Source organism: Nocardia sp. A7 (assembly GCF_046549215.1).
Classification (GTDB): Bacteria; Actinomycetota; Actinomycetes; order Mycobacteriales; family Mycobacteriaceae; genus Nocardia.
On sequence record NZ_JAJPWE010000002.1, the window covers coordinates 237,346 to 257,053 of the forward strand.

15 protein-coding genes and 2 pseudogenes are annotated in these 19,708 nt (G+C 68.4%); 11 read left to right on the top strand and 6 right to left on the bottom strand.

Translation table 11 applies throughout. From position 1 onward, the window contains the following. Window positions 1-74: 74 nt before the first annotated feature. Window positions 75-1,760, bottom strand: a complete 1,686-nt coding sequence (locus tag ACLJPD_RS12525) for an alkaline phosphatase D family protein (RefSeq protein WP_410872215.1) — start codon at window positions 1,758-1,760, stop codon at window positions 75-77. Window positions 1,761-1,871: 111 nt separating this feature from the next. On the opposite strand from ACLJPD_RS12525, the gene ACLJPD_RS12530 reads away from it, so the two are divergent. The 6 genes and pseudogenes from ACLJPD_RS12530 to ACLJPD_RS12555 form a co-directional block, all read left to right on the top strand. After that, window positions 1,872-3,245, top strand: a complete 1,374-nt coding sequence (locus ACLJPD_RS12530; RefSeq protein ID WP_410872217.1) for a replication-associated recombination protein A — start codon at window positions 1,872-1,874, stop codon at window positions 3,243-3,245. Between the two features lie 74 nt (window positions 3,246-3,319). Further along, window positions 3,320-5,983, top strand: a complete 2,664-nt coding sequence (alaS, locus tag ACLJPD_RS12535; protein WP_410872218.1) for an alanine--tRNA ligase — start codon at window positions 3,320-3,322, stop codon at window positions 5,981-5,983. Beyond that, complete coding sequence (gene ruvX / locus ACLJPD_RS12540; RefSeq protein WP_410872219.1) at window positions 5,983-6,543, top strand: Holliday junction resolvase RuvX; 561 nt, start codon at window positions 5,983-5,985, stop codon at window positions 6,541-6,543. The genes alaS and ruvX overlap by 1 nt, the downstream gene beginning before the upstream one ends. After that, on the top strand, window positions 6,540-8,072 hold the full coding sequence (locus ACLJPD_RS12545) for an endolytic transglycosylase MltG (RefSeq protein WP_410872220.1): 1,533 nt from the start codon (window positions 6,540-6,542) through the stop codon (window positions 8,070-8,072). The genes ruvX and ACLJPD_RS12545 overlap by 4 nt, the downstream gene beginning before the upstream one ends. Before the next feature lies 1 nt (window position 8,073). Next, complete coding sequence (locus tag ACLJPD_RS12550; protein ID WP_410872221.1) at window positions 8,074-8,892, top strand: shikimate dehydrogenase; 819 nt, start codon at window positions 8,074-8,076, stop codon at window positions 8,890-8,892. Between the two features lie 72 nt (window positions 8,893-8,964). Continuing rightward, window positions 8,965-9,294: pseudogene (locus ACLJPD_RS12555) on the top strand (hypothetical protein); the annotation flags it as partial. Here ACLJPD_RS12555 and ACLJPD_RS12560 read toward each other — a convergent pair. From ACLJPD_RS12560 to ACLJPD_RS12580, 5 genes and pseudogenes are all read right to left on the bottom strand, one after another. Next, on the bottom strand, window positions 9,287-10,876 hold the full coding sequence (locus tag ACLJPD_RS12560) for an amidase (protein WP_410872222.1): 1,590 nt from the start codon (window positions 10,874-10,876) through the stop codon (window positions 9,287-9,289). The pseudogene ACLJPD_RS12555 and the gene ACLJPD_RS12560 overlap by 8 nt on opposite strands. A 395-nt stretch (window positions 10,877-11,271) precedes the next feature. After that, window positions 11,272-12,390 carry a 3-dehydroquinate synthase gene (aroB, locus tag ACLJPD_RS12565; RefSeq protein WP_410872223.1) on the bottom strand — a complete coding sequence of 373 codons (1,119 nt, stop codon included), beginning with the start codon at window positions 12,388-12,390 and terminating at the stop codon, window positions 11,272-11,274. Window positions 12,391-13,325: 935 nt separating this feature from the next. Next, window positions 13,326-13,820, bottom strand: a pseudogene (locus ACLJPD_RS12570) (shikimate kinase); the annotation flags it as partial. 119 nt (window positions 13,821-13,939) lie between these two features. Then, window positions 13,940-15,148 carry a chorismate synthase gene (gene aroC, locus ACLJPD_RS12575; protein ID WP_410873391.1) on the bottom strand — a complete coding sequence of 403 codons (1,209 nt, stop codon included), beginning with the start codon at window positions 15,146-15,148 and terminating at the stop codon, window positions 13,940-13,942. Window positions 15,149-15,330: 182 nt separating this feature from the next. Continuing rightward, window positions 15,331-15,795: a prepilin peptidase gene (locus ACLJPD_RS12580; protein ID WP_410872224.1), complete on the bottom strand. Its 465-nt coding sequence runs from the start codon at window positions 15,793-15,795 to the stop codon at window positions 15,331-15,333. A gap of 160 nt (window positions 15,796-15,955) precedes the next feature. On the opposite strand from ACLJPD_RS12580, the gene ACLJPD_RS12585 reads away from it, so the two are divergent. The 5 genes from ACLJPD_RS12585 to ACLJPD_RS12605 all read left to right on the top strand — a co-directional run bounded on the left by ACLJPD_RS12585 (window position 15,956) and on the right by ACLJPD_RS12605 (window position 19,654). Continuing rightward, a complete protein-coding gene (locus ACLJPD_RS12585; RefSeq protein ID WP_410872225.1) occupies window positions 15,956-17,077 on the top strand; it encodes a M24 family metallopeptidase in 1,122 nt (373 codons plus the stop codon). 65 nt (window positions 17,078-17,142) lie between these two features. Beyond that, window positions 17,143-17,706, top strand: a complete 564-nt coding sequence (efp, locus tag ACLJPD_RS12590) for an elongation factor P (protein ID WP_056810621.1) — start codon at window positions 17,143-17,145, stop codon at window positions 17,704-17,706. A gap of 2 nt (window positions 17,707-17,708) precedes the next feature. After that, window positions 17,709-18,227: a transcription antitermination factor NusB gene (gene nusB, locus ACLJPD_RS12595; protein WP_410872226.1), complete on the top strand. Its 519-nt coding sequence runs from the start codon at window positions 17,709-17,711 to the stop codon at window positions 18,225-18,227. Window positions 18,228-18,230: 3 nt separating this feature from the next. Beyond that, the gene (locus tag ACLJPD_RS12600) at window positions 18,231-18,497 is read left to right on the top strand and encodes a YciI family protein (RefSeq protein ID WP_410872227.1); all 267 of its coding nucleotides are present in this window, start codon (window positions 18,231-18,233) and stop codon (window positions 18,495-18,497) included. A 182-nt stretch (window positions 18,498-18,679) separates the two neighbouring features. Beyond that, window positions 18,680-19,654, top strand: a complete 975-nt coding sequence (locus tag ACLJPD_RS12605; protein WP_410872228.1) for a hypothetical protein — start codon at window positions 18,680-18,682, stop codon at window positions 19,652-19,654. The last annotated feature ends 54 nt before the right edge of the window (window positions 19,655-19,708 follow it).

Consider the following 19,708-nt stretch of genomic DNA (forward strand, 5'->3'; position numbering starts at 1 on the left):
GCGACCGAGGGCGCGATCGACACCCTGTCCGAAGAATTCTGCGCCGCTTTTCGCGGTGCCGCGGCGAACCGTGGTCAGAGCGACGGAGTCGGCCGCGATTCGAGCCGTCCGCCCACCGGAACGGCGAAGGACGCGCCGTGGCGTATGCCCGTAGCAGGATCGGTGACATCGCCGACGTAGAACCAGTCCATCTGCGTCTGCGTCGCGGTCACCTCGAGCACACCGAAGCCGTGCGAGTCGAGCTCGACGTAGCGCAGGTGGTGGTTGGCCGCTTTGATCGTCTCCTCCGCCGGGACCGATGCGGTGCGCGGGGGCATCTTCAGCAGGTCGCCGACGCTGGAGGAGGTGACCGACGGGATGACGAACTCGGCGCCGACGGTCGGCCCGGCCGGGTAGTTCGCGGCGTTCAACGGCAGGTCGGCGGCCCACGAGGTGTGGATGTCGCCGGTGAGGAACACGACCTCGCCCACCTTGTTGTCGGCGATCGCCCGGAACAGGGTGTTGCGGTCGGCGGTGTAGCCGTCCCACTGATCGCCGTTGACGGTGATGCCGCCCTGCGGGATGCCGAGCGCCTCGGTGATCGCCTGGGTCGTCGCCGCTTCCAGCGGTGGGAACACCAGCGGCGTGATCATCACCGAGTTGCCGATCAGTTTCCAGCGGGTGGGCGAGGAGGTGAGTCCCGCGGTGAGCCAATCCATTTGGGCGCGGCCGGTGATCGTGCGGGACGGGTCGTCGGCGTGGCGCCAGCCCGCGACGGGCCCCGCCTCCTCGTCGCGGTAGCTGCGCAGATCCAGCATCGACAATTCGGCCAGCGTGCCGAAACGCAAGCGGCGGTAGATCTGCACCTGGCCGTCGGTGCGGGTCGCGCGCACCGGCATCCACTCCAGGTAGGCGCGGGCCGAGGCGGCCTTGCGGTCGACCCAGGGGCCTTCGGTGGCCGGGTCGTGGTTCTCCGCGCCGTCGCGCCAGGAGTTGTCGGCCGACTCGTGGTCGTCCCAGGTGCAGATGAACGGCACCGCGGCGTGCAGGGCCATCAGATCGGGGTCGGTCTTGTACTGGCCGTGGCGGGTGCGGTAGTCGGTGAGGGTGATGATCTCGTTGGCCGGGTTGTGGGCACGGACCGCGCCGGTGCGGCCGGTGTACTTCCCGCGCCCGTATTCGTAGAGGTAGTCGCCGAGGTGCACGATCGCGTCGAGATCGGTCCGCGCGGCCAGGTGGCGGTAGGCGCCGAACCAGCCCGCTTCCCAGTTGGAACAGGAGACCAGGCCCAGGCGCAGCCGGTCGATGTCGCTGTCCGGGGCGGGCGCGGTCCTGGTGCGGCCGACGGGGGAGGTCTCGCCCTGTGCGGTGAAGCGGTAGAAGTAGTCCTGACCGGGGGTGAGGCCGGTCGCGTCGACCTTGACGGTGTGGTCGGTCTCGGTCGTGGCCGTGGCGGTGCCGGATGCGGCGAGCGTGCCGAAACCGGCGTCGGTGGCGATCTCCCAGCGCACCGCGGTCGCGTCGCCGATGCCGGAACCCGGCGTGGCGTCCTCGGCGACGGTCACCCTGGTCCAGAGGATGACGGCGGTCGGCAGTGGGTCGCCCGAGGCGACGCCGTGCCGGAACACCCCGACGGCCGCGACGGCGGGTGCGGTGGTCGCGACGGTGGTCAGCGCTGCCACCGCGACGACACCGCTGCCCTTGAGCAGGGTCCGCCGCGCGAAGGCGGACTCGACAACGGCGGGGACTTCGGCGATGGGGGCCACGATCAGCGATCTCATCGCACCGATCACTCGAGCGCAAGTCCTCACGACAAGTGTTGGTCAATTGTCCACTTTGCCGGAGTTGCGGGTCGATTGCGACGTCGGCGACCGGGCTGGTCCTCGCGGAACATGTCCGAGGGTCTCGGTACCCTGCACAGCGTGAGCGACAGCCTTTTCGACGTGCCCGGCGAACACGCGTCCGCCGAACCCGGCGACGCGGTGTTCCGTCGCGACTCGGGCGCGCCGCTCGCGGTGCGCATGCGCCCCGCGAACCTGGACGAGGTGATCGGTCAGGGGCATCTGCTCGGCCCCGGCTCGCCGCTGCGCCGACTCGTCGAAGGTTCCGGTGCGGCATCGGTACTGCTCTACGGCCCGCCCGGCACCGGCAAGACCACCCTCGCCTCGCTGCTGTCGCAGGCCACCGGTCGACGGTTCGAAGCGCTCTCGGCACTGTCGGCCGGGGTCAAAGAGGTGCGCGCGGTGATCGACCTGGCCCGGCGCCGGCTCACCGCGGGCGAGCAGACCGTCCTGTTCATCGACGAGATCCACCGGTTCTCCAAGACCCAGCAGGACGCGCTGCTGGCCGCCGTCGAGAATCGCGTCGTGCTGCTGGTCGGCGCGACCACCGAGAACCCGTCGTTCTCGGTGGTGTCGCCGCTGCTGTCGCGTTCGCTGGTCCTGCAACTGCAGCCGCTCACCCCCGACGACATCCGCGCCGTCCTCGCTCGCGCGATCAGCGACCCGCGCGGACTCGCCGACGCCTACACCGTCAGCGACGAGGCGATCGAACACATCGTCCGCATCGCCGGTGGCGACGCCCGTCGCGCGCTCACCGCGTTGGAGGCCTCGGCCGAATCCGCGACCGGGGGCGCCGTCGAACTGGAAACGGTCGAGGCGACCGTCGACAAGGCCGCCGTCCGCTACGACCGTGCGGGCGACCAGCACTACGACGTGATCAGCGCCTTCATCAAGTCCATTCGCGGTTCCGATGTCGACGCCGCGGTACACTATCTGGCGCGCATGCTCGCCGCGGGCGAAGACCCCCGATTCATCGCACGCCGCTTGATGATCCACGCGAGCGAAGACATCGGCATGGCCGACCCGATGGCCCTGCAGACCGCGACCGCCGCCGCGCAGGTCGTTCAACTGGTCGGCCTGCCCGAGTGCAAACTGGCACTGGCCCAGGCCACCATCCACCTGGCCACCGCCCCCAAGTCCGGCGCGGTGACCAGCGCCATCGGCACCGCCATGGCCGACATCTCCGGTGGCAAAGCAGGTGCCGTCCCGCCCTACCTGCGCGACGGCCACTACGCGGGCGCCGCGCTGCTCGGCAACGCCAAGGGCTACAAGTTCCCGCACAAATACCGCGAGGGCGTCGTCACCCAGCAGTACCCGCCCGACGAACTGGTCGGCACCGACTACTACCTGCCCACCGACCACGGCAACGAACGCACGATCGCTCCGCGACTCGAGAAGCTGCGCCGCATCATCCGCGGAAAGTAGCCGGTCAGCGGCGTGGCGCGAACCACCCCGGTCGATGGAAAACCTCGTGCACCGGCCCGGTAGGCTGGGTATTTGTGCAGACCCACGAGATTCGACGACGGTTCCTGGACCATTTCGTCCGTGCCGGACACACCGAGGTCGGAAGTGCTTCGCTGATCCTGGCCGACCCCAACCTGTTGTTCGTCAACGCGGGCATGGTCCAGTTCGTACCGTATTTCCTGGGTCAGCAGACCCCGCCGTGGGCTACCGCGACGAGCGTGCAGAAGTGCGTGCGCACCCTCGACATCGAGAACGTCGGCATCACCACCCGCCACAACACGTTCTTCCAGATGGCGGGCAATTTCAGCTTCGGCGACTACTTCAAGCGCGAGGCCATCACGCTGGCCTGGACGCTGCTCACCGACAGCGTCGACGGCGGCGGCTACGGCTTCGATCCCGAGCGCCTATGGGTCACCGTCTATCTCGACGATGACGAGGCCGAGCGGATGTGGCTCGAACTCGGCGTGCCCGCCGATCGCATCCAGCGCCGCGGGATGGCCGACAACTACTGGTCGATGGGCATCCCCGGCCCGTGTGGCCCGTGCTCGGAGATCTACTACGACCGCGGCCCCGAGTACGGCGTCGAGGGCGGCCCCGAGGCCGACGAGGACCGCTACATCGAGATCTGGAATCTCGTGTTCATGCAGAACGAGCGTGGCGCGGGCATCTCCAAGGACAACTTCGAGATCCTCGGCCCGCTGCCCAAGCAGAACATCGACACCGGCATGGGTGTCGAGCGTGTCGCGTTCCTGCTCCAGGGCGTGGACAACGTCTACGAGACCGACCTGATGCGCCCGATCATCGACAAGGCCGAGGAACTCACCGGCCGCTCCTACGGCGTCGAACACACTGATGATGTGCGCTTCCGCGTCATCGCCGACCATGCCCGCACCGCCGCGATGCTCATCGCCGACGGCGTGAACCCCGGCAACGACGGCCGCGGCTACGTGCTGCGCCGCCTGCTGCGCCGCATCGTGCGCTCGGCGCGCCTGCTCGGTGCCGAGAAGCCGGTGATGGCCGAGCTGATCAAGGTCGTCACCGACCTGATGGCACCGTCCTACCCCGAACTGGCCACCGATTTCTCGCGCATCGAGACCGTGTCGGTCGGCGAGGAGATGGCGTTCCTCAAGACCCTCAACACCGGCGAGACGCTGTTCGACAACGCCGCCACCGCGGTGAAGTCCAAGGGCGGCAAGCAGATCACCGGGTCCGACGCGTTCGCCCTGCACGACACCTACGGCTTCCCGATCGACCTCACCCTCGAAATGGCCGCCGAGGCAGGCCTTTCCGTCGACGAGGACGGCTTCCGCTCGCTCATGGCCGAGCAGCGCAAGCGCGCCAAGGACGACGCCCAGTCCCGCAAGCACGCGCACGCCGACCTCACCGTCTACAAGGAACTGGTCGACCGCGGTCCCACCGAGTTCACCGGCTTCGACGAGCTGACCTCCGAGGCCAACGTGCTGGCCCTGATCGCCGACGGCGTTCGCGTCCCGGTGGCCACGGCGGGCCAGGACATCGAGGTCATCCTCGATCGCAGCCCGCTCTACGCCGAGTCCGGCGGCCAGATCGCCGACCGCGGCACCATCACGGCGAGCGGGGTGAAACTGCAGGTCAACGACGTGCAGAAGATCGCCAAGAAGGTCTGGGTCCACAAGGCCACCGTCGAGCAGGGCCAGATCACCGAGGGCGATGTCGTTCTCGCGCAAGCCGATCCCGCCTGGCGTCGCGGCGCGACCCAGGGCCACTCCGGCACGCACATGGTGCACGCCGCGCTGCGCCAGATCCTCGGCCCCAACGCCGTGCAGGCGGGCTCGCTGAACAAGCCCGGCTACCTGCGGTTCGACTTCAACTGGCAGGGCGCGCTCTCGGAGCAGCAGAAGGCCGAGATCGAGGTCGTCTCCAATGACGCTGTCGGTGCGGACTTCCCGGTGAACACCTTCGTCACCGATCTGCCGAAGGCCAAGGAAATGGGCGCGATGGCGCTGTTCGGCGAGAACTACGGCGACGAGGTGCGCGTCGTGGAGATCGGCGGCCCGTTCTCGATGGAGCTGTGCGGTGGTACCCATGTGCAGCACTCCTCGCAGATCGGCCCGATCACTCTGCTCGGTGAGGCCTCGGTCGGTTCCGGCGTGCGTCGCGTCGAGGCCTTCGTCGGCCTCGACTCCTACAAGTACCTGGCCAAGGAGCGTGCGCTGCTGGCCGGTGTCGCGTCCTCGCTGAAGGTGCCCTCGGACGAGGTGCCCGCGCGCGTCGAGCAGCTCGTGGAGCGACTCAAGGTGGCCGAGAAGGAACTCGAGCGCACCAAGATCGCCGCGGTGCTGTCCTCGGCGGGCACGTTCGCCGAGCAGGCCGAGCGGGTCGGTGCGGTGCGCCTGGTGGCCGCCGCGGCGCCCGAGGGCGTGTCGGCCGGTGACCTGCGGACCCTGGCCACCGATATCCGTGGCCGCCTCGGCAGCGAGGCCGCTGTCGTCGTGCTGCTCGGCAATGTCGAGGGCAAGGCGCCGTTCGTGGTAACGGTGAACAAGGCCGCCCAGGATCTCGGCGTCAAGTCCGGCGATCTGGTCGCGGCCTTCGGACCCAGTATCGCCGGGCGTGGCGGCGGCAAGCCGGAGATGGCGCAGGGCGCGGGTTCGGACCCGTCGGGCATCCCGGCCGGTTTGACCGCGGTCCGTGCCCGGGTGGCCGAACTCGCCGGCTGATGACGACCCCAGGTTCGTCCGACTCCGAAGCCGACCGGCCACACCCCGACACCGACCCCGGACGGGGCCGCCGGATCGCGGTCGATGTCGGTAGCGTGCGTATCGGAGTGGCCTCGAGCGACCCCGACGGCATCCTCGCCACCCCCGTCGAGACTGTCCCGCGCGCCAAGTCCGGTGGGCGCACGGGTGGTCCACCCGCCGACATCGCAAGAATTGCCGACATTGTGCGGGAGTACGAAGCGGTCGAGGTTGTCGTCGGCCTGCCACGCACCCTGCGCGGCGAAAACGGCACCGCCGCTACGATTGCCCGCAAGTTTGCCGAGCAGTTGCGCCGGGTGATCGACCCGATTCCGATACGCCTATCCGACGAACGTTTGACTACGGTGTCTGCTGCACGTGCGCTGCGCGACAGTGGAGTTCGCGCACGTGGCCAGCGGCAGATGATCGACCAGGCGGCAGCCGTGTCGATTCTGCAAGGATGGTTGGACGAGCGGAGTTCGATGTTGAACGACTACTTGAAGGACTCGGCAGACACGGCGAGGGTCGGAGACGATGCATGACCGACCGATGGACCAGGGCCGAAGAACGCTACCGGGCACGGGAAGCTGATCGGCGCTATCCCCGCCGCGACGACTGGGGCATCGATGCCCGCACGGTGCGCGGTGACGAGCGCGAGGCGCCCGACCGCGGCGCGTGGGACGAGGACGGCACCGACGTCATCCCTCGCTACGAGGACGAGGTCTACGACGACCAGGTCGTAGCGGAAGCGCTCGAGCCGGAACCCGAACCGGAACCGGTCGTCCCACCGCGTCGCATCGGGCAGCGCGCCGCGGGAGCCGAGTCCGGCCGCCCTCGCGCGGCATCGGCGCGGACCAAGCAATCGGGACGGACCAAGTCGTCTGGACGCACGAAATCGCGGATCGCCTCGCGCAAGGCCGCCGAGCGTAAGAAGCGGCGCCGCAATATGTGGGTGATCGCGGCGGTGTTCGTGGTGCTCGTCGTCTCGGCCGCCGGTTTCGCCGGCTACAAACTGATGGGCAGCCTCGCCCCCGCCGAGGATTTCGCGGGCCCGCCCGGCGAGATCGTGGTGGTCCAGGTGCATTCCGGTGATACCGCCACCCAGATCGCCGACACCATGAAAGACAAGGGTGTCGTCGCCAGCTCGGAGGCGTTCTACGAAGCGGCCGTGCGCAATTCGAACATGAACAACGTCCAGCCCGGTTTCTACGCGGTCCAGAAGACCAGTCCCGCGGCACACGCGGTGACCGCGTTGGTGTCGAAGTCCTCGCGCGTCGGCAATGTCGTGATTTCCGAGGGTCGTCAGCTGCACAACCGGACCGATGTCCACACCGGTGCACCCACCGAAGGTATCTACACCAAGATCGCGGCCGCCAGTTGCGTCGGCACCGCTCCCACCGCCAAGTGCGTCACCTACGAGCAGCTCGATGCGGCGGGCGCGAGTACCGACCTGGCCGCGCTCGGCGTGCCCGACTGGGCCAAGGCGTCGGTCGCGGCCGCACCCGACCGGCGCAGGCAGCTCGACGGGTTGATCTCCGCGGGCACCCTGGATTTCGATCCCAGTGGTGGTCCGGTGCAGATTCTGCGTCAGCTGATCACCGCGAGCGCGGCGCTGTACGAGTCGACCGGGCTGTTGCGTTCGGGTGCCGAAACCCAGCTCAACCCGTACCAGACGTTGATCGCGGCGTCGTTGGTCGAACGCGAAGCGCTGGCGCCGGACATGCCGAAGGTCGCGCGGGTCATCGTCAACCGGTTGCGGATCGACCAGCCATTGCAGTTCGACTCGACGGTGAACTATTCGCTCGAGGAGACCGAGGTCGCCACCACCGACGCCGACCGCGGCACCGTGACCCCGTGGAACACCTACGCGATGTCGGGGCTGCCCGCCAACCCGATCTCCGCGCCGTCGCTCAAAGCACTGCAGGCGATGGAGAATCCGGAGCCGGGGAAGTGGCTGTACTTCGTCACGATCGACAAGAAGGGCACCACGCTGTTCACCGAGAGCTACTCCGAGCACCTGCGCAATATCGTGAAGGCCGAGCAGAGCGGCATTCTCGACAGTGGGCGCTGAGATGGTCCGCAAGGCCGCTGTGCTCGGTCAGCCGATCGCGCATTCGCGCTCACCCCAACTGCACCTGGCCGCCTACCGGGCGCTCGGTCTGCCGTGGAGCTACGAACGCATCGAGTGCTCGGCGGAGCAGTTGCCCGGCCTGGTCGGCGGGCTGGGGCCGGAATGGGTCGGGTTGTCGGTGACGATGCCGGGCAAGGAAGCGGCGTTGGCGGTGGCCGTGGAACGCACCGAACGCGCGGTGCTGGTCGGCTCCGCCAACACGCTCGTGCGCGCCGCGGGCGGCTGGCGGGCGGACTGCACCGATGTCGACGGCGTCCTCGGTGCGCTGCGCGGTGGTGGCGTCTCGACGATCGACGAGGCTGTCGTGCTGGGGGCCGGTGGAACCGCCAGGCCCGCGTTGCTGGCGCTGTCGGAACTCGGTGCGAAGACGGTCACCGTGATCGCCCGTGATGCCGGACGGGCGCGTAGCGCGCTGGAATTGGCCGATCGACTCGGGATGCGAGCGAAGGTCGTCGCGCTCGACGCGGACCAGGTGCGCGCGGCGTGTGCGTCGGCGGGTGCGGTGGTGAGCACCGTGCCCGCGTCGGCAGCCGCGGCCATCGCGTCGGCGGTAGCTGTGGCACCGGTCGTGCTCGACGCCATCTACAACCCGTGGCCGACTCCGCTGGCGACCGCGGTCGAGGCGGCCGGGAACACGGTGGTCAGCGGGCTGCAGATGCTGCTGAATCAGGCATACGGGCAGGTCGAACTGTTCACCGGGCAGTCGGCGCCGCGTGCGGCGATGACCGCTGCTCTGGACGAGGCGCTTCCACGGTCGTAGACCACGGCTCCAGTTCCGACAGATCCACAGAATTGATACCGGTTCTAGTTTTGTCCGGCTAAGATGTTGTCCATGACCGCTTGGGTGTTACGAGCCACCGTCCTCGGCGCGCTGGTCGTCGCCTTGCGCGTCGTCCTCGGCCTCGTCATGGCCTCCTGGCCCACCGGCGGCACCTTTTGGCGCGCAGTCTGTCTCCTTGCGATCATCGCGGTAGTCGTCACCTGGGGAGTGCGCGACGGACGCTCGGGCACCGACGGTCTCACCGTCCGCTGGTTGGCCGCCGGGTTCGGCGCGGGTCTGGCCAGCTCGGCCGTGTGCTGGGTACTCGATCAGGTTCCCGGCATCGAACTCGGCGACGCCGGGCTCCTCTACGAAGTGACGTCGGCGGCGTCGTTCATTTTGTTGCTGGTCTTCTTGCCCGCGATGGTGGGTGTCGCGTTCGGTCATTCCCGGGCTCGGCGTTCGAGTGAATCTCCGGCTCCCGCAACGCAACCGGAGTTCGCCTCCGCCAGCTGAGCAGATCTCGCTCGCCCTGTTTCGGTGCCCGGAAGCCGCCGATCTTCTGCTCGAGCAGTTCGGCCAACCGCAGCGGGGTGCGATCCTCGAACATCGGACCGATGAGCTGCACGCCCACCGGCAGACCCTCGGCGGACCGGCCCGCCGGTACGGCGGTGGCGGGCAGGCCGGGCATGGTGGCCATACCGGCCAAGACGAGCTGGTCGAAGTACGGGTACTCGACGCCGTCGATGTCGATGTGCCGGTTCTCCAGACCGCCGCTGTGGTCGTGCGGGAAAGCGGGAGTGGGCGTTATAGGGCACACCACGGCATCGAATTCGGCGAAGAACTGCCGCCAGCCATGGCGGTGTAATTCGCGACGGTTGTTCGCCTCGACCCAGTCGCGATGGCTGAGCACCATGCCGCGCAGCCGCGCCGCATCGAGGCTCCGGTCGTCCGCGCTCAGGGCGGCGGCGGCGGTCCGCAGCTGTTCGTACACGTCGACGGGAAGACCCGCTGCGGCGTTCGACAGCATCAGCAGCATGTAGAGCGTCGCCGCTTCGATCGGATCGGGCAGCAGGGGACTGTGCCGTTCGACGCGGGCGCCCGCGTCGACGAGCGCCTCGGCGACCCGGTTCACCCCCGCCCGCACCGCCGATCCGGTCGGAATCAGCGGGTGGTCCTCGATGATCAGGACACGGAAGTCCGACAGCCGCTCGTGGCGCGCGGGCGGCAGCGTGACGTCGTAGGCGACGCCGTGGGTCAGCGGGTCCGGTCCGGTCATCACGTCGAGCAGCAGCGTGAGATCGCGGGCGGTGCGCGCCATCGGGCCGACGACGGCGAGGTCGAGGTCGATCGGCAAGGCCGGCGCGGGCGGCGCGACCATGCCGCGGGTCGGCGCCAGACCGAGTGTCGGCTTGTGCGCGTAGACACCGCAGAAATGCGCGGGGGTGCGCAGCGAACCGGCGAGGTCGGAGCCGATGGACAGCGCGCCGAATCCGGCCGCCAGGGCCGCAGCCGATCCGCCGGAGGATCCACCCGACGTGCGGCTGTGATCCCACGGATTGTTGGTGGTGCCGTAGATCTCGTTGAAGCTCTGGATATCTCGCAGTGTCAACGGCACATTGGTCTTACCGAGCACCACCGCGCCGGCCGTGATCAACCGGGACACCTGTACCGCGTCCTCGGTCGGCACATAATTCGCGTGCTGCGGCATGCCCCAGGTCGTGGGCAGCCCGGCCATGTTGTAGGACTCCTTGACCGTCACCGGAATACCGAGCAGCGGCCGGTCCTCGCCGCGGGTGCGCGCCTGGTCGGCACGGCTGGCGGCGGCCCGCGCACCGTCGAAATCCGGCACACAGATCGCGTTGATCACCTTGTCGTCGCGCTCGATACGAGCGATCGCCTCCTCGGTCAGTTCCACCGAGGTCACCTCGCCGGCATGCAAAGCAGCCGAAAGCTCTTCCGCCGAACCGAAACTCCATTCCATGAATTCGACGCTATCGGCCCGCTAGAGAGGACATGAAATGCTACTTCGCGCAACGGGAAAGTCGAGCGAACCACCTGGTCACGCACTGGTCTGTCATGGAATCGGCACACCCCAGGTCACAGTGCAGGCAGCGGCTTGTTCACCTGGCCGAGGACATGAAATGCCTTTGCGCACAACGGGACGGATGTCTCAATGCTGATCGTGTTCCGCTCCGGCCGCAGAGTGTTCGCCCATCCGCCGGACACGGCGACGCGCGGGCGAGATCGATGTCGGCCTGGAAGTTCAGCAGACCTTCATCGGACGCCCGCGCGTATTTCGCGTGGTCCAACAGGTGGGCCGACATGTACAACCCCCGGCTGGTGCTTGGGGAGCGTACAGGCGAGAGACCCGGTACCTCAGAGCATGATCGGGGTGGTGCCCGGCTTGGCGTCGCGGGCGATGGCCGAGTAGGCGGCGGCCAAGAGGGAAGGGTCGGGGCCCTCGAGGCGGCCGGGCTTGGCGAGGCCGTCCAGGATGACGAAACGCAGGACCCCGGAGCGGGTCTTCTTGTCGGTTTGCATGGCGTCCATCAGGTGCGGGAGGGCATCGCCGTCGTAGGTGACGGGCAGGCCGACGCTCTCCAGGATGGTGCGGTGGCGGTCGGCGGTGGCGTCGTCGAGGCGGCCTGCCAGGCGGCCGAGTTCGGCGGCGAAGACCAGGCCGACGGAGACCGCGGCGCCATGACGCCAGCGGTAACGCTCACGGCGCTCCACAGCGTGGCCGAGGGTGTGGCCGTAGTTCAGGATCTCGCGCAGGCTCGATTCCTTGAGGTCGGCGGCGACCACATCGGCCTTGACCTGGATGGCGCGGCGGATCAGTTCGGGCAGCACGTCACCGGTGGGGTCGAGGGCGACCTCCGGATCGGCTTCGATGAGGTCGAGGATCACCGGGTCGGCGATGAAACCGGCCTTGATGATCTCGGCCATGCCCGCCACGATCTCGTTGCGCGGCACCGTTTCCAGGGTCGCGAGGTCGACCAGCACGGCGCTGGGTTCGTGGAAGCTGCCGACGAGGTTCTTGCCCGCCTCGGTGTTGATGCCGGTCTTGCCACCGACCGCCGCGTCGACCATCGCCAGCAGCGTGGTCGGCACGTGCACGATGCGCACCCCGCGCATCCAGGTGGCGGCCACGAAGCCGGCCAGGTCGGTGGCCGCGCCACCGCCGAGACTCACGATGGCGTCGTTGCGGGTGAGCCCGATCCGGCCGAGCACCTCCCAGCAGAATCCGGCCACGGCCAGTTCCTTGCCGTCCTCGGCATCGGGGATCTCGATGCGGTGCGCGTCGATCCCGGTGTCGGCCAGTGCTTTACGCACCGCCTCGGCGGTCTCCGCCAGCGGCGGCTGATGGAAGATCGCCACGGTCCGCACAGCATTGCCCGCGTTGACCGCTTCGACGAGATCGCCGAGCAGCCCGCGTCCGATGATCACCGGGTACGGGTCGGCGGTGCGAACCTGGATGATGTTCGGCTCTGTCACGTGCGCTGCTCCGATTCTTTCTGGTCATTGTTATTACGTCGCCCGCTCCGCCGACGCGGCTGCCCGCGTCGCCTGCGTTCGTTGGTATTCGCCCCGCGATCCGCGTCACCGGGTGGCCCGGCCCGCTGAACCTGTTGCGGCGCATCGGTCCGGGTTTCCGTCGAATGATCCGAGGTCACCGCACCCGTGGGTCCGGCAGGCGCGCCACCACGACGACCAGCCTGTCCAGGGGCGCCTGCCTCGCGGCTGGCCGACCGCCTGCCGCGACCGGCACCGCGACCACTCGCCTGGCCTCCCGCGACCGCGGTGCGCCCGCTCGCTCGACTACCAGGGGCGCTGCGGTTCCCCGTTCGACCCCCGGCTCCGGCATTGCGAATGCCAGCCTGGCCGACGTCGGTATCGCGGGTGCTCGGCGCACTGTCGGCGGCTACGCGGTTGCCCGGCTGGTTCTCGGCGTTGCCCGCGCTGCTTGCCGTCCGCGAGGCTGTGCGGCCTTCCGGCTTGTCCGACATCGCACTTGACGAGCCGTCCGCATCGCGGGTGGTGGCGCTGGTCGCTGACCGGATCCGTGCGCCGCCCCGGCGCGATCTGGTACGCCGCGACCGTCGACTCCCTGCCGTGCGCGCCTCGCCCTGCGCCGCACCGGCGGTGCGAGCGGTACCGGTGGTTTCGTCGACCGTGGCACTGTCGTTCGCGGATTGTGTTGTCGCAGAGCGGGTCCGGTCATCGGCGCTGCCACGACGGTCGATCGCCGCCACGCCCAACTGCTCCGCCCCACCACGGCGCGCGGCGGCGGCGCGAGCCCTGGCACGGCGCCGGTTCTTGGACCGGTTGCCGCCCGTTCCAGATCGTGCGGTGACCGAACCCGAAGCGGGAGAGGTGTTTCCGGTGGTGGCGCGGGCGGGCTGGAGATCGGTGCGCACCGATTCCAGGCCGAGCTTGGCCAGGATCATCCGTACCACCCGACCCGGACTTCGCCCGTCGGTCCGGACGCGCACCGAGGCGATCTCGCGATAGAGCGGGCGACGCTCGCGCATCAGATCCCGGTACTTGGCCGCGGGGTCGACACCGCTGAGCAGCGGACGAGTGCTACTCGCGCCCGTGCGCCGAACCCCTTCGGACACACTGATTTCCAGGTAGACCACCGTCGCACCACGCAGCAGCTCCCGGGTCCGTGCGGACAGCACCGATCCACCGCCGAGGGAGATCACACCGTCGTGGGAGAGCACAGCTCGGCGCACCACGTCTTCTTCGATCCGGCGGAACTCGGCCTCGCCGTCGGTAGCGAAGATGTCGGGAATGGTGCGCCCGGTGTCGGCCTCGATCCCCGCGTCGGTGTCGTAGAGCGCCACCCCGAGTTCTCTGGCCAGCTTGCGCCCGATCGTCGACTTCCCCGAGCCGGGCAGTCCGACCAGCACCACCCGCGCCAATGGTGCGGTCGGGCCGTCGGCGTCGGCGCCAGGAGCTGTCGTCGGAGCGCCTGGCTCGACGGTCGCCGGTGAGGGGTCCGCGTCGCTCTCCGGCGCGGACCCCTGCTGCCCCTGCTCGGTCACGGGGTACGGCTGTCCGCGGGCACGTGTGGGCGGCTGCCGATCCGCTTGACGTAACTGGTGATGTTGTCGACGGTCTCGACCAGCGAGTCGCCGCCGAACTTCTCCAGCGCGGCCTGCGCCAGCACCAGCGCGACCATCGATTCCGCGACAACGGCCGCCGCGGGCACCGCGCACACATCAGAGCGCTGGTGAATGGCGACGGCTTCCTCGCCGCTGGACATGTCGACCGTCGACAGCGCGCGCGGCACGGTCGAGATCGGCTTCATCGCCGCACGCACCCGCAGCGCTTCGCCGTTGGTCATGCCGCCTTCGAGGCCACCCGCGCGATTGGTCGAACGCAGCACACCGTCGGGTCCGGGCCGCATCTCGTCGTGGGCCAAGCTGCCGCGCCTGCGCGCGGTCTCGAATCCGTCGCCCACCTCGACACCCTTGATCGCCTGGATGCCCATGAGGGCGGCGGCCAGGCGTGAATCCAGGCGCTGCTCGCCGCTGACGAAGGAGCCGAGCCCGACGGGCAGGCCGTCCACGATGACCTCGACGACACCGCCGAGGGTGTCGCCGTCCTTCTTCGCCGCTTCGATCTCGGCGATCATGGCCGTCTCGGCATCGGCGTCGAACGCCCGTACCGGGCTGGCATCGATCGCGTCGAGATCGGTCGGGCCCGGCGTGACACCGGTGGTGTTGGCCGCGGCGCCGATCGACACCACATGCGAGATCACCTCGACACCGAACGCTTGACGCAGGAAGTTGCGCGCGAAGGTGCCCGCGGCGACCCGAGCCGCGGTCTCGCGGGCGCTGGCCCGCTCCAGCACCGGGCGGGCATCGTCGAAGCCGTACTTGAGCATCCCGGAGTAATCAGCGTGGCCCGGGCGCGGGCGCGTCAGCGGCGCATTGCGCGCCATGCCCGCGAGCTCGGTCTCATCGATCGGGTCGGCCGACATCACTTCGGTCCACTTGGGCCACTCGGAGTTGGCGATCTCGATCGCGACCGGACCGCCCATGGTGCGGCCGTGGCGCACGCCACCGACCAGGGTGACCTTGTCGGCCTCGAACTTCATCCGGGCGCCGCGCCCGTAACCGAGCCTGCGGCGGGCGAGCTGTGCGGAGACATCGTCGGATGTCACCTCGACTCCGGCGACCATCCCTTCCAGGAGGGCGACGAGAGCGGGACCATGGGATTCTCCGGCAGTTATCCAGCGCAACACGCCGACCATCTTCCCATGTCGACACGCGTAGCCGGGAATGCGGGCCGCCGTGACGAGCGGCACGTCGGTCCCACGCCGGGCCGCGCGGTGGCGGCCACCGCCCTGATCCGGCCGAACCGACCTGCCGCGGGCCGCCGACGCGACCGCGTCACCACAATCTTCTCGGCGCGTCGCACCGTCGATCATGCCAACGCCATCGCGGTCACCGTGGCCAGGCACATGGCCGGACCGTGCGGGACCAGCCGAGCAGACGGTTTCGCACGTGCCCGCGACAGACCACGCCCACGCAGCCGATCCCGGCCGAGCAACACTGCCGCACCGGCCGCGGTGAGCACCGGTGCGGCAATCGCCGCCCACACCCAGGCAGGCGGCCCGGCGATCGCCGCGGCGGCCCCGAGCGCCACCGCGAGCTTCACATCACCGGCTCCGAGCGCGGCGGGGGAGAGCAGGTGGGTAACCAGATACGGCATCGTCAACAGCGCGGCGCCGATCACCGCGGTCCCCAATTCCCCTGTCGAGAGGGCGAACAGGAACACCGCGGCCGCCCCGGCGCCGGTCAACGCGTTGGGAAGTCGTCGTGCATGGATATCGATGACGCCGAGCAACAGACACCAGGCGATGAGGCAACAGAACGCGGCAGTGGTCATGGGATCGATCGTGCTGCGCCGCGACCACCAAAAGTGGGCCTCACCACAGAATGTGGATAACTTCCGCGCATGTGAACAAGGGCGTATCCAGTTGCCCGCCGACACGAAATCAACAGCATCGCGTGCCGACGTGTCGCCCGTTCAGCGGTAGCGTTGACCCATGTGTGCTGAATACGCGGCCCCCGATTACGCGGCCCGGCGCGGTGCCCTGCGGAGCCTGCTGGTGGAAAACAGTGTCGACGCGTTGCTGGTGACCGATCTGGTCAACATCCGCTACCTGACCGGCTTCACCGGATCCAATGCTGTTGTGCTGGTGCACTCGTGGGATATGCGCGGCGCCGAGGACCGCACCGTGATCGGCACCGACGGCCGCTACTCCGCGCAGGTCGCCGAACAGGTCCCCGACCTGCAGGCCGAGATCTGCCGGGCCACCGCGCGCCGTGTCCTCGAACTGACCGGGGAATGGCAACTGGGCCGCGTCGGCTTCGAAGGCCATGTGGTGACCGTCGATCAGCACACCTCGTTCCAGGAACTGCGCACCGGGCTGCAACTCGTCCCCATCTCGGGCCTGGTCGAACAGCTGCGCATGGTCAAGGACCCCTACGAGGTCGACCAGTTGAGCGCGGCGTGCACGGCAGCCGATCAGGCGCTGGCCACCCTGCTCGAACGCGGCCTGGTGCGTCCGGGCCGCACCGAGAAACAGGTGGCTCGCGACCTCGAATGGGCGATGTTCGAGCACGGCGCCGACGCGATCTCCTTCGAGACGATCGTCGCCGCTGGCGTCAACTCGGCCGTCCCGCACCACCGGCCGACCGGCGCCGTGCTGGCCACCGGTGACTTCGTGAAGTTCGATTTCGGTGCGGTGGTCAACGGCTACCACTCCGACATGACCCGCACCCTGGTCCTCGGTCCCCCCGCCGGCTGGCAGCGCGAGATCTACGAACTGGTCGCCCGCTCGCAACGCGCGGGCACCGCGGCGCTCACGCCCGGCGCGAAGACCAGCGAGGTCGACGCCGCGGCCCGGACGGTCATCGAAGAAGCGGGGTACGGCCCGCAGTTCGTGCACGGTCTCGGACACGGGGTCGGGCTGCGGATCCATGAAGCACCCGGAGTGGCGAAAACGAGTACCGGTACACTTCTGGCTGGTGTGGCGGTGACCGTCGAACCTGGTGTATACCTTCCCGGCCGTGGCGGGGTCCGGATCGAGGACACGCTCGTGGTGCGCGAAGCGGGCCCGGAACTGCTCACCCGCACCAGCAAGGATTTGATCGTCGTCGAGTGACATCGGCGCCCAGAACGCAGTAAACCCCCAGTACGCAGTAAAACGAACGAGGAGATCCGAGGACAGTGGCGGACACCAGCGACTTCAAGAACGGCCTTGTGCTGAAAATCGACGGTCAGCTCCAGCAGATCATCGAATTCCAGCACGTGAAGCCGGGCAAAGGCCCCGCGTTCGTGCGGACCAAGCTGAAGAACGTCGTGTCCGGCAAGGTCGTCGACAAGACCTTCAACGCGGGTGTCAAGGTCGAGACCGCGACCGTCGACCGTCGCGACATGACCTACCTGTACCACGACGGCACCGACTACATCTTCATGGACGGTGACACCTACGACCAGATCTCCATCCCGGAGGCCACCATCGGTGACGGTGCCCGCTTCCTGCTGGAGAACATGGGCGTGCAGGTCGCCGTGCACGAGGAGGCGCCGCTGTTCGTGGAGCTCCCCGTCACCATCGAGCTGGTCGTGCAGCACACCGATATCGGTCTGCAGGGCGACCGCTCCACCGGCGGCACCAAGCCCGCCACCCTGGAAACCGGCGCCGAGGTGGCTGTCCCGCTGTTCATCAACACCGGTGACAAGCTGAAAATCGACTCGCGCGACGGCAGCTACCTCGGCCGCGTCAACGGCTGATCGTGACCGACTCCCCGGCAGACAAGAAGGGCTCGTTCAAGAAGCTCGGCGCGCGCCACAAGGCGCGCCGCCGGGCGGTGGACCTGCTGTTCGAGGCGGAGGCGCGCGATGTCGACGTCTCCGTACTGCTCTCGGATCGCGCTGACCTGGCGACCCGCGACCAGAGCGTTGCTCCCGTGCACGCCTACACCAGCACCCTCGTCGAGGGCGTCGCCGACGACCTCGACCGGGTCGACGGCACCATCGAGGGCTATCTCCAGGACTGGACCCTGCAGCGGCTGCCCGCCGTCGACCGGGCCATTCTGCGGATCGCGGTGTGGGAACTGTTCCACGCCACCGACGTGCCCCCGGTCGTCGCGGTCGACGAGGCTGTCGAGCTGGCCAAGGAACTGTCCACCGACGACTCCCCGTCGTTCGTGAACGGGGTGCTCGGTCAGGTCGTGCAGGTGGCACCGCAGGTCCGCGCGGCCGCGGCCGCAACGGCCGCGACGAAGGCCGCGCGCGGCGAGACGGAGTCCTGAGGCATGGCGCGCAAGTACCTCGTGATGGCCGAGCGCACCCCGAAGTTCGACAACTCGGTGATCGAACCGCACCGCGCCTTCCTGCGGGAACTGCTCGCCGATGGCCGCCTGCAGGAGAGCGGTGGCTTCACCGACGGGACGGGTGGCGCCTACGTCATCCTGGCCGAAAGCCTCACCGCCGCAACGAAAATCGCCCACTCCGACCCGCTCCACACCGCCGGAGCTTCGGAACTGACGATCTACGAATGGGAAATCACCGTCTCGGCGTGAATCCCGTTGTCACAGCCGCACGTTCATTCTGAACGTGCGGCTGTTGTCGTCCGAAGGGCGAGATGGGTCGGCGGATGGATGCGCGACAGTTTCGCGATCGGGGGTGCGAATCACGTTGGTGTACAGGATGATGCGTAGGAGATAGTCGCGGTCGCCGCTCGACCGCAGCAGCGGGGGAGAAGATGAGCGACAATCTGACGCTGAGCAGCTGGCACATGACTCGGGCGCAGTATCTGTGGGCTGTACTGGGATTGTTGGTAGCAGGCGGTTCCCTCATCATGGCACGGGGGAATATTCGTGACGTCTTCACCGCGGAACCGGATTTCGTACTCGGACTATCTTTGTCGATCAGTACGATCTTCTTCACCAAGGCGTTCTCCCGGTCGGGGATCGCTTCGGCAGTGCACCATATCCACGAACCGCGCGACCCGAATGTCGCTGCAGCACTCGATGCCGCCGTCGATCAGCGACTGCACGCGATGGGACTACACGAGAATGTCGCGCTGCTCAGCCGGGATATCGCGGTGGCGGGCAGGCGAATCAACGAGTTCTACGATCTGCAGGCCATGGAGCCACGGTTTCACGCGACCGCGCCGCTGCTCCGCGTCGCACTCACCGATCTCGACGACGCCCTGGCGATTGTGAGCCGGGTGGCCGAGCGGATCGGCACGACCGAGATCAATCAGGTCTACCACATTCCGGATGCGATGAAATCGCACCTCAACGACGCCCTACGCGATGTGCGAGAAGCCTCGGCGCGCCGTCACGAATCCTACGAGTCGCTGCGCGCTCAGATCGCCGGCGCGGCAGTGGACGACCTCTGGGGCGTTTTCGCGGTGCTCACCTCCGACACCCTCAAGGCGCAACGCGATCTGGAATCGTTGGCGAGCAGGACGATTCAAACAGTGCCCGCCGATCGGATCGCCGTCTTGCAGGGCTATCTGGCGGCCTCGTTGCTGCGTTTGGAAACCGTGACCGAATTGATCCGTGAGCGGGGCCTCGCGGAGCCGCACACCCTGCAGATCGTGGGCCAAGACCTACTGCGAGCTCAGGTGAAACTCACTCGCGCACTGCAACTCGGAACCGGTGGGGAGCCGGCCGGTGAGCAGCCTGCCGGTGGAGAGCCGACCGCAGAACAGGGCTCTCCGGAGCCGTAGTCGGCGGGACCACGGTCTGCGCCGGATGGTCCCGACGGCCTCCGCTGGTGGGTG